Source organism: Actinocorallia herbida (assembly GCF_003751225.1).
GTDB classification, from domain to species: Bacteria; Actinomycetota; Actinomycetes; order Streptosporangiales; family Streptosporangiaceae; genus Actinocorallia; species Actinocorallia herbida.
This window is the reverse complement of the sequence record NZ_RJKE01000001.1, coordinates 9,095,292-9,109,932: the sequence shown is the minus strand read 5'-3', so window position 1 is coordinate 9,109,932 and position 14,641 is coordinate 9,095,292. Positions and strand designations below refer to the sequence as shown.

Here is a 14,641-nt window from a genome sequence, read left to right as displayed (position 1 = left end):
CGCAGTAGAAGAGGTTTCGCAGTGACCGAGGTGACCAGCGAGGGCCAGCACGACCGGATCGAACCGGTCGACATCCAGGACGAGATGGCCAAGAGCTATCTCGACTACGCGATGTCGGTCATCGTGGGGCGGGCCCTTCCCGACGTGCGGGACGGGCTCAAGCCGGTGCACCGGCGTGTTCTGTACGCGATGTACGACGGCGGCTACCGGCCCGACCGCGGCTACTTCAAGTGCGCGCGCGTCGTCGGCGATGTCATGGGTTCCTACCACCCGCATGGTGACTCCTCCATCTATGACGCCCTTGTCCGTCTCGCCCAGCCCTGGTCGATGCGGTACCCGATGGTCGACGGCCAGGGGAACTTCGGTTCACCGGGTAATGACCCGGCTGCGGCCATGCGTTACACCGAATGCCGAATGGCCGCGCTGGCCATGGAGCTGTTGCGGGACATCGACAAGGAAACCGTCGACTTCTCCCCCAACTACGACGGCAAGCAGCAGGAACCCGACGTCATGCCGTCGCGGTTCCCGAACCTGCTCGTCAACGGCTCGGCCGGCATCGCGGTCGGCATGGCCACCAACATCCCGCCGCACAACCTGCGCGAGGTGTCCGACGGCGTCAAGTGGTACCTGGAGAACTTCGGCGCCACCGACGAGGAACTGCTCGACGCGCTGATCGAGCGCATCAAGGGCCCGGACTTCCCCACGGGCGCCCTCATCGTCGGCCGCCGGGGCATCGAGGACGCCTACCGGACCGGCCGCGGCTCCGTCACCATGCGGGCCGAGGTCGAGGTCGAGGAGATCCAGGGCCGTACCTGCCTGGTCGTCTCCTCTCTGCCGTACCAGGTCAACCCGGACAACCTGGCGCTGAAGATCGCCGAGCTGGTCCGCGAGGGCAAGCTGACCGGCATCGCCGACGTCAAGGACGAGACCTCCGGCCGCACCGGCCAGCGCCTGGTCATCGTGCTCAAGCGCGACGCCGTCGCCAAGGTCGTCCTCAACAACCTGTACAAGCACACGCAGCTCCAGGAGACCTTCGGCGCGAACATGCTCGCGCTGGTCGACGGCGTGCCGCGCACGCTGCGCCTCGACCAGTTCGTGCGCTCGTGGGTGACCCACCAGATCGAGGTCATCGTCCGGCGCACCCGCTTCCTGCTGCGCAAGGCCGAGGAGCGCGCCCACATCCTGCGCGGCCTGCTCAAGGCCCTCGACCGGATCGAAGAGGTCATCGCGCTCATCCGCGCGAGCGCGTCGGCGTCCGACGCCGAGCAGGGCCTGATGAACCTCCTGGAGATCGACCAGATCCAGGCGCGCGCGATCCTCGACATGCAGCTGCGCAAGCTCGCCGCCCTGGAGCGCCAGGCGATCCTCGACGAGTACGAGTCGCTGATGGCGGAGATCTCCGACTACAACGACATCCTGTCCTCGCCGGAGCGGCAGCGCTCCATCGTCGCCGAGGAACTCGCCGCGATCGTCGAGAAGTTCGGCGACGAGCGCAGGACCGCGATCATCCCCTTCGACGGCGACATGTCCATCGAGGACCTCATCGCCGAAGAGGACGTGGTCGTCACCATCACCCGCGCCGGCTACGCCAAGCGCACCCGGACCGACCAGTACCGCGCGCAGCGGCGCGGCGGCAAGGGCGTGCGCGGCGCGCAGCTCAAGCAGGACGACATCGTCGAGCACTTCTTTGTGACCTCGACGCACAACTGGATCCTGTTCTTCACCAACAAGGGCCGCGTCTACCGGGCCAAGGCCTACGAGCTGCCGGACAGCGGCCGGGACGCGCGCGGCCAGCACGTCGCGAACCTCCTGGCGTTCCAGCCGGACGAGAAGATCGCCCAGGTCATGACCCTGCGCGACTACGAGGTCTCCCCGTACCTGGTCATCGCGACCAAGGCGGGCATGGTGAAGAAGACGACCCTGTCGGCGTACGACTCGCCGCGCGCGGCCGGGCTCATCGCGATCGACCTCAAGGACGACGACGAGGTCATCGCGGCCCGTCTGGTCTCCCCCGACGACGACATCCTCATGGTCTCCACGGCGGCCCAGTCGATCCGCTTCAAGGCCGACGACGACCAGTTGCGGCCGATGGGCCGCGACACCCGCGGCGTCATCGGGATGCGGTTCGAGGAAGGCGCGGAGGTGCTCGACCTCCACGTCATCCGAGAGGGCGCCGACGAAGAGGTCCTCGTGGCTACCGAAGGCGGCTATGCCAAGCGGACCCCGGCCGAGCAGTACCCCGTTCAGGGACGCGGTGGCAAGGGTGTGCTGACCGCTAAGATCGTGCAAACTCGCGGCAGGCTGGTCGGAGCCCTTATGGTCCGACCGGAAGACGAGGTATTTGCTATGACCTCCAGCGGTGGTGTCATCCGCACCAGCGCCGGGGAGATCAAGCAGTCCGGACGTCAGACCATGGGCGTCCGGCTCGTCAACCTCGCGGAGGGCGACGTCGTGGTCGCCATCGCGAGGAACGTAGAGTCGATCGAGGACTCCGCGGACGCCGAGCCGGGGGACGAGGGAAATGAGAGCTCGTGAGCACGACCTCTAGGAACGAGAACAGGGCCGGCGGTCCGCCCGAGGGCGGCGCGGCCGGGGGCTCGGTGACCGGCGAGGCCGCGGCCGCGCAGGCGGATCCCGGCAAGGCCGAAACCCAGGTCGATCTGGCGAAGGACGGCGCCGCGGCGAACGTCGTGGAGGCCGCCGCCGCGGTCGCGGACGGCCCCGCCGAGGCGGATAAGGCAGGCACTATGGACAAGGTCGCCGCCAACGGTGCGGACTCCGCGGGAGCCACCGAGACGGTCATCGACCCGCCGTGGGCGACGGCCGCCGAGCCGGCGACCTCGGTGTTCGCGGACCGGGCGGGCGCTCCGGCGTTCGGCCCGGCCCCGGCCGTCGCGGCGGCGCCGCTGCCGCTCGGTGCGGCCGCGGTGCCCGCCGGGCAGCCGTCGACGGACCGACCCGTGGCGTCGGCCGCGCAGGCGCTCAGCGCGAAGCTGAGGGCCGCCGCGACCTCCGGCGGGGGCGCGGACGGCAAGAACCCGCGCCGGGCGCATCTCCAGATCTCGCGGTTCGAGCCGTGGTCGGTGATGAAGTTCAGCTTCATCATGTCGCTCGTGTGCTTCGTCGTGCTCTTCGTCGCGGTCACCGTGCTCTACATGATCCTCGCGGGGCTCGGCGTGTTCGACTCGATCACCGAGGCGATCAACGAGACCACGGGGTCCGACGGAGCGGGCGCGGGGAGCTGGTTCACCGCGGGCCGCATCCTCGGCTACACGGCGCTCATCGGCGCCCTGAACGTGCTGCTCATCACCGCTCTGGCGACGGTCGGCTCGGTGATCTACAACCTCGCGTCCGACTTCGTCGGCGGCGTGGAGGTCACCCTCAAGGAGGCCGAGTAATCCAGTTCGCGTTGCCCGCCACGATGGGGTAATCTCACTTCTCGTCGCCGAGGAAGAAACCCCTCAAGGCAACGCCCCGGGCGTATAGCTCAGTCGGTTAGAGCGCATCCCTGATAAGGATGAGGCCCCAGGTTCAAGTCCTGGTACGCCCACCCGGAAGTTTTATGAGACAGGCCGTTTCCCGCAAAGGGAAGCGGCCTTCTTGCTTTTGTCCCCTTGGCCGCGCGCCCCGGGCAGTCAGCCGTGCGCACCGGGTCTCCCGGGCACTTGCTCGTGGGTTACTCACCTTCAGGTGCCTACTTACCGAGGGAGAGCGGCTCCTCCTAGGTTGGGCCTGTCGATCAGGCGGATCACCAGGAGGAAGCATGCGTGCCGCAGTCATCCGAGCGTTCGGCGGTCCCGAGGTCGTGGAGATCGCGGACGTCGCCGTGCCCGTGCCGGGCCCTGGACAGGTCCGGATCCGGGTGGAGGCGGCCGCGGTCAACCCGGTCGACGCCGCGATCCGGGCGGGGCTGCTCGCGGAGGCCGGGCTCATGGCGGGCCGGGACGTCATCGGTCTCGGGTGGGACGTCGCGGGGGTCATCGACGCCGTCGGGGAGGGCGTCTCGGGGCATCGGGCGGGAGAGCGCGTCATCGGGCTCGCCGACCGGCTCGACGTGCCGCTCGGGACGCACGCCGAGTACGTCGTCCTGGACGCGGCGGCGATCGCCTCCGCCCCGGTGGGCGTCTCCCCCGTCGAGGCGGCGACCCTGCCGCTCAACGCGTCGACCGCCGCCCAGGCACTCGACCTGCTCGACCTGCCCGAGGGCGGCACCCTCCTCGTGACGGGTGCGGCGGGGGCGGTCGGGGGCTTCGCCGTGGAACTGGCCGCCGCGCGCGGGTTGCGCGTCGTGGCGGTCGCGGACGAGGCCGACACGGACCTGGTCCGGGCGCTGGGTGCCGCGTGGACCGTCCCGCGTTCGATCGCCGACCTTGCTGAGGCCGTCCGCGCGCTCGTCCCGGGCGGGGTCGACGGCGCCCTCGATGCGGCGTCCCTCGGCGTCCGCGCGCTGGGCGGCGTCCGGAACCGGGGTGCTTTCGTCGCGGTCGTGGGCGGGGCCGCGCCCGTCGGGCTGCGCGGGATCCGGGTCGCGAACGTCTGGATCACCGCCGACGCCGACCGGCTCGCCGAGCTCTCGGCTTTGGCCGCCTCGGGGAGCCTCACCCTTCGGGTCGCGGACACCCTCCCCCTGCACGAGGCCGCTCAGGCTCACGCGCGCCTTGCCAAGGGCGGCCTCAGAGGGCGGCTCGTCCTCGTTCCGTAGGGAACCACGGCGAGGCACGGGCGGAGTCCCGGGCAGGGCGGGACGCCGCTCACGGTCGGGGCGGACATCCCATGCCTAGCGTGGGGTGGCATGGAGATGGGATTCGAGGACTTGTACGGGGCTTGCGGCTCGGTGATCAGCGGGGACCACGAGCAGGGGAGGCGGGACCTCGAGGGGTTGCTGCCGCAGGTCGTCGCGCGCGGACCGCGGTGGATGGAGGGGCTGGTGCGGGTGCTGCTCGCGGACCTCGCCGGGCGGCGCGGGGACGGCGGCGAAGGGCTCGCGCATCTGGCGGCGGCGGTGGCGGTCGGATGGAACGACTGCGTCGTCGCGGGGCATGAGACGGGTCTCAGGGCGCTGACCGGGGCCGAGGGGTACCGGGAGGTGCACCGGAGGATCGCGGTGTCTCCTGCGGATCTTGAGGAGCTCCGGTGGATCCATGCCGAGCGGGCCTGCGTCGACCACGACACGATGATGATGATCGGGGAGAACATCGGGCGCAAGGACAGTTCGCCGACCGAGGTGCCGCAGAGCGCGCTGCCGACCCGGACCGCCGACGGGCAGGGGGTGCTCGCGGCGCGGGCGATGCTGCGGATGCGGCAGCGGAGCCAGCTGAACTCCGTGCTCGCCTCCGACACGATGCGCCGGTCGCACGTGTCGTCGATGGCGGTGATCGGCAACATCGGGTCGTCGCCCTTCGGCGGGTCCGGGTTCGGCGGTGGTTTCGGCGTCGGGGGTTTCGGCTCCTCTGCGATGGAGGCCGCCTCGTCGCAGGCGCTCGCGAACTCCCGGGCGGCGACCCGGCGCGACGCGGTCCGCGCCCGCGCGTTCTGCCCGACGATCGGGCTGCCGAACTCCGCGGCCCCGGCCCCCGACCCGTCCTGACGGGGAGGGCAGGCCGTCAGAGGTAGTGGAAGGACGGCTCCGGGTGCATGAGGAAGGAGTGGTGCGAGATGTTCCAGGCGTAGGCGCCGGCCATGGCGAAGACGACCCGGTCGCCCACAGAGAGGCGCGGCAGGGGGATGTCGCGGGCGAGGACGTCCTTCGGCGTGCAGAGCTGGCCGACGAGGGTGACGGCCGTGTCCCGCACGGAAGGCGCGTCGGCGTGACGGGGACCGGGGAGGACACGGAAGGGCTGGTCGTGGTTCTTCGTCGCGGGAGTGCGCAGGTGATGGGTGCCGCCGCGGACGACGGCATAGGCACGTCCGTGGGCGGTCTTCACGTCCAGGACGTCCGTGACGTACCAGCCGTGGTGGACCGTCAGCGCCCGTCCAGGCTCGACGCGCAAGGTCTCGCCGGGAAGAGCGAGTGAAGACAACGCCTTGCCGTAGGCGGCCCAGTCGAAGCGTGCCTCGGGGCGCGCGTAATCGACGGCCATGCCTCCGCCGAGATTGATCTCGGGAAGGGTGACGCCCGCACGGGCCAGCCAAGGCCGCGCCCAGTCCAGGATCTCCCGCTGCTGCGCGACGAGCGCGGGCACGTCGAGGCCGGACGCCAGGTGCGCGTGCACGCCGCGCAGCCGCAGCCGCGGCGCGGCGGCCAGGATCGGGAGGCAGTCGGCGATCAGCCCGGGGTCCATGCCGAAGGGGCCGCTCATCGCCAGGGCGGCCCCCGCCCTGTCCCCCGCGAGGTTGACGCGCAGCAGCACGTCGAGGTCGCGCCCCTCCCCTTCGGCGGCCTCCGCGAGCCTGCGCAGCTCGTAAGGGCTCTCCACATGGACGCGCTCGGCCTTGAGCCGGGCTGCGAGGCGCAGCTCCCGGTCGGTCTTCCCCGGGCCGCCGAACGCGATCCGCGCGTCCGGCAGAAGCCGTCTGACGTGCTCCAGCTCTCCCCCGCTGGCGACCTCTATCCCGGCGACCTCGGCGGCCACGGCGCGCAGCACGGGCGCGTCGGCGTTCGCCTTCGCGGCGTAGAACACCTCGGGCCCGTCCGCGAGCGCCGCGACGATCTCACGGACGTACTCCCCCAGCCCGGAGACGTCGTACACGTACGCGGGCAGCCGCTCCTCCCCCAGCCCCGCCGAGAACCCGTCGACCCCCACCGCCATACCGCCTCCCCCTCCGCGTACCGACCCTCCGATCATGCCGCTTCCGCCCGGCCGCGCGGCACGCCGTGTTCGGGCCGGCGGGCCGGCTCCCGGCACGCCCCGCCGACCCTGCCCCCGTGGGACGCGGCCCCCTGCCGCCTCCGGCACGTCCCCGAGGATGGGTCGCGCGGTCGCTGGAGACTCCCTCATCCGGGGGATTCTTCATGATCTATAACGTTTTCCAGATGGCCCATTCAAAGACACTCAGTGCCTTAACTACGGCCACAGGGGATTTATCGTCCTTTCGCAAAGATGGCCGGTGAAATCAGTTTTATTCGTGACACGATGGCCCCAGGAATCCCGCCGATGTGCGGGCCGGCGAGCGCTGGGGGCGGCGCCCGACGGGCCGGACCGGGAGGCCGGAGGGCTGGGGCAGGCCGTCCGGACCCCGAGGCGGGGGTCACCCCCCGACCCTGAGGAGACCATGACCCGGACACGCCGGGCGTGCGTGTCCCGCGTTGCGGAAAGCCGAGGCCGGATCGGCTTTCCCGGCGCAGGACCGACGACCGCCACCCCCTCCCTGAAGCACACCGCCGTACACGCCGAGGCGAAGCCCGAACCGGAAGGGCGACGCTGATGGCCGAACGCTCAGGCACCTGGCCGACGAGCAGCCTCATAGGGACCCTCACCGAACAGGAGCGGAGAGAACTCCTTCACCTCGGCACAAAAGTCGAGTTCCCGCACAAGGCGGTCCTGGTGCTCCAAGGCGCCGAGGACAACGACGTTCTGTACATCCTTCTCGACGGCTTCGCCAAGGTCACCGTCGACACCGCGGACGGAAGCCACACCGTCCTGGCGATCCGTTCCCGGGGCGACCTCATCGGGGAGTTCGCCCTCCTCGACGGAGGCCCCAGGACGGCCACCGTCACCGCGATCAACACGGTGGTGGCCGTCCGGATAGGCAAGTCGGCCATCGAGACGTTCCTCGCCGACCACCCGGACACCCGTGGCAAGGTCATCGCCAGTCTCCTCGCCAAGATGCGCACCTCCACCGAGCGAAGGGTCGAGGCGAAGGCATGGGGCGCGCGGGAACGGCTGGCGCGGCTGCTCTGCGAACTCGTCGAACGGTACGGGGAGGACTCCCCCGACGGCGTCGTCGTAGGGCTGCCGCTCAGCCAGTTCGAGCTGGGCGGGCTCGCCGGGGCCGGCGAGGCGACCACCGAACGCGTGCTCAACGAGTTCCGCCAGGCCGGGCTGATCCGGACGAGCTGGCGGCGGATCACCGTCCTCGACGTCGCCAAGCTCAGGTCCCTCTGGCACGGGAACTGAGCCGCCCGGCACAAACCCCTGCAACGAGGGAGTCTCCCCCACCGGTCGGCGCGACCATCGTCGGATGAGCCGACCGGTGGGCGGGATCAGACGGGTGACCTTGGCGCTGGCGGTCGACATTCCGGTGCCCGGGCTGATCGACCTTCCGCCCTTCGACCGGACGCTGTGGAACGACGCGGAGCCCGGACTGCGCACGGGGGTGCTCCCCCCGGGCGTCGACGAACCCGACCTGCTCGGCGCGATGGTCGAGACCGTGCGGGAGGCGCTGTGCGCGGGCGGCGGGCCCCTCGTCCTCGCGCTGCACGAAGGACTCGCCTCCCTCGTGGACGGCCAGTTCCGCGGCCCGGGCCTTGAGACCGTGCGAGACCTCGGCCGAGCTCGTTTCGCCAGTCCCTGCTCGGTCGTGATCTCCGGTCGTCTCTTCGAGGATCTGAGGGCCTTGGAGCGGCCTGTCCTGCCCGTCCAGCGGTTCCGTCCGGTGACGGTCGGCGGGGTGGCGGCGATGCGGGCTCACCCGCTGGACTGGCCCTGAGCGGACCGGAAACGGGCCGATGATCTTAGGCTGGGCCCGTGCGACATGAACCTGGCCTGCGCGAGCGCAAGAAACGGGAGACCCGCCAGCTGATCTCCGACATCGCCACGGGCCTGTTCCTCGAGCGCGGGTTCGACGAGGTGACCGTCGTCGAGGTCGCGGCGGTCGCCAACGTGTCGGCCAAGACGGTCTTCAACTACTTCCCCCGCAAGGAGGACCTCTTCCTCGACAGGTTCCCGGACCTCCTCGAACGCGTCGCCTCCGCCGTCAGGGAACGACCGGAGGGGGCGACCCCGCTGAAGGCGCTCAAGGACGAGTACCTGCTGATGCTCGAAGAACGGGACCCGGTGACGGGCTTCGGGGACGAGCGGCTCACGGCGTTCCGCCAGGTGATCCACAATTCGCCGGCCTTGCAGGGCCGGGTTCGCGAGGTCGTCCAGGAGCTGGAAGACCTTCTCGCCGTCCTCTTCGCCGAGGCATACGGGGAGGAAGCGGATGATCCGGACGTAAGGATGGCCGCGCTGACGACCGTCGGCGTGCTCCGGACCGTGAACTGGGCCAGCGCGCGGATGATCGCCGCGGGGGAGTCCGGCGACGCGCTGGCCGACCACCTGCGCGATCTGGCCGAGCGCCTGTTCGCCCGCCTCGAACGTGCCCTTGACGCCCGTTGACGCCCCGCGGGGCGCCGGAAGGCCCCGAGGAGAAGGGATCTGTGTCCTGCCGAGAAGGTGACCCCGGAGGTGACCTGCGACAGGTTCGGTAGTGTACGAGGCGTTGCTAGGTTTGAGTTCTTGCCCACTGTCGAAGGTGAAGGGGTCCTCGCCATGAAGAAGCTTCTTGTGCTCGCCGTCCTCGCGCTCGGCGGCTTCGCCGTCTGGAAGCGCCTCCAGCAGGACCGCGCCGAGCTCGACCTGTGGACCGAGGCCACGTCGGCCGAGTAGGGCGCCCCGGGACGGTCCGGCGCCGCGCCACCCGCGGCGCCGCCGCCCCCATTTCCCACCACCCCCGCACCCCCGGTACGCTGACCACGCACAAGGGGCCATAGCTCAATTGGTAGAGCACTTGCCTTGCATGCAAGAGGTCTGGGGTTCGATTCCCCATGGCTCCACCCTGTGAAGGGCCCGCCGTCCAGGACGGCGGGCCCTTTGTCATGTTCGTGGGGGTCGGTGGGCGGCCGGGTGCCTGAGGGCGGGCGTGGGGGTCGCGGGCGAGAGGGGAGGGGAGCCATTGTTCGGGGCGGATTTTTTGCGTTTAGGGGATTGGGGAATGTGTCCGGTGACATCACCGATAACCGGGTGGTAACTGGAAGAGTTCTTTTTGGTTTCGGGTGTGGGTGGCGAGGGGTGCGGGGCGTGTAATTGTGGGGGCAACGGGGCTGGGGGGAGATGTGGGGATCATGCGGGGATTGTGTGCCGTGTTGGGTGCGGTGGTGCTGGTGGTGGGGTGTTCCGCGGTGGGGGAGCGGCCTTGGCCGGGCGGGGAATCGGTGGGGGCGACGAAACCCGTCGTGGTGGGTGGCGGGGTCGGGGAGACGGTGCGGGACGGGGACGTCGTGTTCAAGGTGACCAAGGTCCGGAAGGGGCCACGGGAGGTCAAGGGCGAGACCGCCCAAGGGAGGTTCGTGCTCCTGTACGTGACGGTGCGGAATGAGGGGGACACGCCGTTGTACTTCGCCGGGGGAGAGCAGAAACTGCTCGTCGGGGGAAAGGCGTACGAGGGGGATGCGGAGCTCGCGGCGCGGATGGGGGACCGGGCGCGGAGCCTTCTTGAGGAGATCGGGCCGGGGAAGCGGCTCAAGGGGATCGTCGTCTATGACATTCCGAAGGGTGCGCGGCCCGACGGGGTCGAGTTGCACGCGTCGGTGTTGTCGGACGGGGTTCTGGTGAGGCTCGATGGTTTGTGACGCTCGTCACGTCATGAGTCGGGGAGGAGCGGGGGCATCGCCGGAGATGACCGCAACCTCCCGTTCGCCGAACATTGGTTTTACCGACATTCCGCCAGTTTCTGTCTGATAACAAATCGGTGCATCTCCCTCTGCGGAGTGTGTTTCGGCTGCTCCGGCTGGAAGAGTTGCGGCTGGTCGTATAGCTGGATTTCTTCGACGTGCCGCCGCCGCTCCCTAGGGTTGGGCTTCGCGTCGGAACGGACTGTTCGGGGAGTGGATGATGCGCAGGGTCCTGGGGGCGCTCGGCGGAGGTCTGCTCATCCTGGCCGCGACGGCCTGGCCCGCCCAGGCGGCGCCACCCACGGAAGTCAAGCCGCAGGTCGCCGAGAACGGGCACATCGATCTGCTGAGCCCGAAGATCACCGCGGGCGCGATCGACGTCTCGACGATCGTGGACGGCGGCGCCACCTACGCGGCGGGCGACCTCGACGCCCTGATCCCCGCAGAAGACACGGACAAGATCACCGTCGCGGATGGTGTCCTGAAGGGCGACTGGTTCGTCAGCGGCACGGAGGCGACCAAGGGGACGAAACCCTTCCTTGGTGTCTCCTTGACCGGCCTCGCAGGCGCTGGGGTGCAGGGCGACGTCACGGTCGACCTGGTCGGCGCGCAGGCCCCCGTCGCCGGTGGGTCCTTCGAGCTCCTCACCGAGTCGCCGGCGACCGCCGACGCGGCCGACCGGGTTCTCTCCTCGGATGCGACCGCGAACCTCAAGACGTTCAAGCAGACCCCCGGCACGGCGGATCACAAGGACTATTTCTGGGCCTTCAGCGACAAGGGCCGCTACCGCCTGTCCTTCACCGTCAGCGCGACCACCGCCACCGGGACCCTCAAGTCCGCGCCGATCACCCAGACCTTCTATGTAGGTGCGGGTGCGCAGGCGGCGGCGACCAAGACCCCGACCACCACGACGGTGACCGCGGCCGCCGGCGCGACGGCCGGGCAGACCGCGCTGACCGCGACCGTGGCCATCACCGGCCTCGTCGGCAGCCCCAGGGGTTTCGTGGAGTTCCGCGACGGCGTCACCGCGCTCGGCACCGCGCCGGTCCCGGTCCAGGGGGGCGTCGCGAAGGCCGAGTTCCCCCTGACCGAGGGCGCTCACGAGCTGACCGCGATCTTCTATCCCAAGTACGAGCTCGACTACGCCGCGTCCCCCGAGTCCGCTCCGGTGACCTACACGGTCCCGGTGGGCGGCGGCCCGCAGGACCCGGACGACGACCCCACCGAGAGCCCGTCCCCCACGAGCTCCCCCACGGACGACGCCGACGAGGACCCCGTCGACGGCGACTGCACGATCATCGCCGATGGTGATGTCGATTACGCGGTCCGCGTCACCGGCAGCAAGGCCCAGTCCGGTGTCAAGGACGGCTCGTCCCTCTGGCTCGACCCTGCCGAGGCCGTCGTGCGGGTGCCGGCCGCGGCTAAGACGGCGCTCCCCGACGGCCAGGGGTTCCTGGGCGAGGCGGGCGACGAGGCGTGGCTGCTCCCGCAGACGGCGCAGTCGGGCGTCCCGTCCCTCGGCTGGGCCGCGGAGGGCACGGCGGCCACCTGGAAGCTCACCGAGGTCGACGGCCCGGGCAAGGCGGTCCTGTTCGCGACCGGCACGGACGGCACCCCCGAGGTCCTCTTCGACGGCGCGGGCGATTCCCGGCAGCTCACGGCGGGCGAGCACGGCCACGGCACGTGGGGTTTCACGGCCGAGGGCGTCTACCAGTTGACCTTCACCCACACGACGGCGTCGCAGGGCTCCGACGAGGGCGTCCTGACGTTCGCGGTGGGCGCCTACGACGAAGACGACCTTCCGTCCTGCGTCGTGGCGTCCGACGACGACAGCCTCGCCGACACGGGTGCTCCGGTCCTGCTCTACGGTAGCATCGGTGTGATCTTGGTCACCTGTGGTGCGGGCCTGCTGATGGGGGTCAACCGCCGGTTCGGGCTGTTCTGAGGACAAACGCGAGGCCCCTGCGAGGCCGGTGCAAGGCAGGTGTCGCAAGGGGTATGGCCGTCCGGTTCCATGAGCAAGGCGGGTATGCTGGGCAGTCGTCACGGAAAACACGGGCATAAGGGCCCGGTTTCCATGGCGTTAGACCGCAACCATGTCGGCGCGCCGTTGCCTCGGCCGCCGGGCTCGTCCTTGCAGCGACCCTCTTGTCGACCCGTACCGTGCCCGCTCACGCGGGCCGTGGTGCCGAGGGCCTCCCGAGACGTGCCCCCCTCTCGGAAGGCTGTACGTGTCAGACGTCTCCGCTGCTGTGTCCAACGCTGCCCCGGATGAGGAGAACCTCCCCTCGTTCGCAGAGCTGGGCCTGCCCGAAGCGCTCGTCGAGTCCCTGGCTCGCGGGGGCATCACCCACCCGTTCCCGATCCAGGCCGCGTCCATCCCGGACGCCCTCGACGGGCGCGACATCCTCGGCCGGGGCAAGACCGGCTCCGGCAAGACCCTCGGCTTCGGCCTCCCGCTGATGACGCTGCTCGCGCACCAGCAGGCGCGTCCGAAGAAGCCCCTCGGCCTGATCCTCGTGCCGACCCGCGAACTCGCCCAGCAGGTCCAGACGAACCTGGAGCCGCTCGGCCGGGCCGTCGGCCTGCGCATGAAGACCGTCATCGGGCAGACCTCGATGCCGCGCCAGATCGACGCGCTGCGCCGGGGCGTCGAGGTCCTGGTGGCCACGCCGGGCCGCCTCAAGGACCTCATGCGCCAGGGCGCCTGCGACCTGTCCGACGTGCGCATCGCCGTCCTGGACGAGGCCGACCACATGGCCGACATGGGCTTCCTGCCCGATGTCACCGACATCCTCGACCAGGTCCGGCCCGGCGGACAGCGCATGCTGTTCTCCGCGACGCTGGACCGTGAGGTCGACGTTCTGGTCAACAAGTACCTGAACAACCCCATCACCCACGCGCTGAGCGAGATCGACGACCCGGTCGACACGATGGAGCACCACCTGATCCTCGTGCCGCCGAAGGAGAAGAACACGATCACCGCGGAGATCGCCAACCGCGAGGGCCGGACGATCATCTTCGCCCGCACCAAGCACGGCGTCGACCGCATCGCCAAGCAGCTCACCGCCGTCGGCGTCCGCGCGGCGGGCCTGCACGGCGGCAAGTCGCAGAATCTGCGCACCCGCACCCTCGCGGAGTTCCGTGAGGGCCGGATCGGCGTGCTGGTCGCCACCGACGTCGCCGCGCGCGGCATCCACGTCGACGACGTGAGCCTCGTCCTGCACGTCGACCCGCCGGCCGACCACAAGGACTACATGCACCGCGCCGGCCGTACCGCCCGGGCGGGGGAGAAGGGCACCGTCGTGACGATGGTGCTCTCCCACCAGGTGCGGGCGACCACGTCGATGATGCGCCGTGCGGGCATCAACGCCGAGCGGCTCAAGGTCACCTCGATGGACCCGTCGCTGGTGAAGCTGACCGGCGCGCGCGAGCCTTCGGGTGAGCCGATCCCCGAGCCGATCATCCCCGAGCAGGACAAGCGGCCGGCGCGTCGTCAGGGCGGCGGCGGTGGCTACGGCCGCGGCCCGCGCCGCGGTGCCCCGCGCCGGTTCCGTGACGGCGAGGGCGGCGGCTCCGGTGAGGGCCGGCCGCGCCGCGACGACGGCGGGCGTCCCTTCGAGCCGCGCGGCAACGGCGGCGGCTACCGGGGCGACAGCAACGGCGGTGGCGGCGGCTACCGCGGCGACCGTGACAACAACAGCGGCGGCGGCTACCGCGGCGGCGACCGCAACGGCGGCGGTGGCGGCGGCTACCGCGGCAACGGCGGCGGCAGCAGCGAAGGCGGCTACCGCGGCAACGGTGGTGGCGAGGGCGGTGGCTACCGCGGCAACAGCGGCGGCGGCGAGGGCGGCTACCGCGGCAACGGCGGTGGCAACGGCGGCGGCGAGCGCCCCCACCGGGCCGGCAACCGGCACAGCGGTGGCGGCCGTCCGCGGCGGTCCACGAACGCCTGACGCGGCTGACGCCACGCGCTGAACGTCCATGAGGCCGGGATTCCCCCAGGGGAATTCCGGCCTTATGTGTTGGTTTTCCCGCTGAAGCGCCTGAGTGCCCCGAAGGGTCCTAGACTCCAAGGGTTCATATGGGCCACGGAGCCATCCGGGG

General features: G+C 70.5%; 12 protein-coding genes and 2 tRNA genes. 13 read left to right on the top strand and 1 reads right to left on the bottom strand.

The annotated features are described in order from the left end of the window. The first annotated feature begins 21 nt into the window (after window positions 1–21). The 5 genes from gyrA (at window position 22) to EDD29_RS41500 (ending at window position 5,587) form a co-directional block, all read left to right on the top strand. Entirely contained in the window at window positions 22–2,535 is a 2,514-nt protein-coding gene (gyrA, locus tag EDD29_RS41525; protein ID WP_123669619.1) for a DNA gyrase subunit A, read from the top strand. Continuing rightward, window positions 2,532–3,398, top strand: coding sequence for a DUF3566 domain-containing protein (locus EDD29_RS41515; protein WP_246053277.1), 867 nt, complete (start codon window positions 2,532–2,534; stop codon window positions 3,396–3,398). Before gyrA ends, EDD29_RS41515 begins: the two co-directional genes overlap by 4 nt. Window positions 3,399–3,476: 78 nt before the next feature. Next, window positions 3,477–3,550: transfer RNA gene (locus tag EDD29_RS41510), tRNA-Ile, on the top strand. A gap of 213 nt (window positions 3,551–3,763) precedes the next feature. Then, a complete protein-coding gene (locus EDD29_RS41505) occupies window positions 3,764–4,702 on the top strand; it encodes an NADP-dependent oxidoreductase (protein WP_123669618.1) in 939 nt (312 codons plus the stop codon). 90 nt (window positions 4,703–4,792) lie between these two features. Beyond that, on the top strand, window positions 4,793–5,587 hold the full coding sequence (locus EDD29_RS41500) for a hypothetical protein (protein ID WP_148086273.1): 795 nt from the start codon (window positions 4,793–4,795) through the stop codon (window positions 5,585–5,587). Window positions 5,588–5,603: 16 nt separating this feature from the next. Here EDD29_RS41500 and EDD29_RS41495 read toward each other — a convergent pair whose 3' ends face one another. After that, window positions 5,604–6,749 (bottom strand): type III PLP-dependent enzyme, encoded by a 1,146-nt coding sequence (locus tag EDD29_RS41495; RefSeq protein ID WP_123669616.1) that lies wholly within the window; start codon window positions 6,747–6,749, stop codon window positions 5,604–5,606. Window positions 6,750–7,364: 615 nt separating this feature from the next. On the opposite strand from EDD29_RS41495, the gene EDD29_RS41490 reads away from it, so the two are divergent. From EDD29_RS41490 to EDD29_RS41460, 8 genes are all read left to right on the top strand, one after another. Then, the gene (locus EDD29_RS41490; protein ID WP_123669615.1) at window positions 7,365–8,057 is read left to right on the top strand and encodes a Crp/Fnr family transcriptional regulator; all 693 of its coding nucleotides are present in this window, start codon (window positions 7,365–7,367) and stop codon (window positions 8,055–8,057) included. Between the two features lie 64 nt (window positions 8,058–8,121). Then, the gene (locus EDD29_RS41485) at window positions 8,122–8,589 is read left to right on the top strand and encodes a hypothetical protein (protein ID WP_148086272.1); all 468 of its coding nucleotides are present in this window, start codon (window positions 8,122–8,124) and stop codon (window positions 8,587–8,589) included. Between the two features lie 38 nt (window positions 8,590–8,627). After that, window positions 8,628–9,260 carry a TetR/AcrR family transcriptional regulator gene (locus EDD29_RS41480; protein WP_123669613.1) on the top strand — a complete coding sequence of 211 codons (633 nt, stop codon included), beginning with the start codon at window positions 8,628–8,630 and terminating at the stop codon, window positions 9,258–9,260. 153 nt (window positions 9,261–9,413) lie between these two features. Further along, complete coding sequence (locus tag EDD29_RS46610; protein WP_211360161.1) at window positions 9,414–9,530, top strand: DLW-39 family protein; 117 nt, start codon at window positions 9,414–9,416, stop codon at window positions 9,528–9,530. 94 nt (window positions 9,531–9,624) lie between these two features. Further along, a tRNA-Ala gene (locus tag EDD29_RS41475) sits at window positions 9,625–9,697 on the top strand. Between the two features lie 318 nt (window positions 9,698–10,015). Continuing rightward, entirely contained in the window at window positions 10,016–10,492 is a 477-nt protein-coding gene (locus tag EDD29_RS41470) for a DUF4352 domain-containing protein (protein ID WP_170201774.1), read from the top strand. Between the two features lie 262 nt (window positions 10,493–10,754). Beyond that, window positions 10,755–12,479, top strand: coding sequence for a choice-of-anchor M domain-containing protein (locus EDD29_RS41465; protein WP_123669611.1), 1,725 nt, complete (start codon window positions 10,755–10,757; stop codon window positions 12,477–12,479). Between the two features lie 307 nt (window positions 12,480–12,786). Then, window positions 12,787–14,490, top strand: coding sequence for a DEAD/DEAH box helicase (locus EDD29_RS41460; RefSeq protein ID WP_246053276.1), 1,704 nt, complete (start codon window positions 12,787–12,789; stop codon window positions 14,488–14,490). Window positions 14,491–14,641 lie beyond the last annotated feature (151 nt).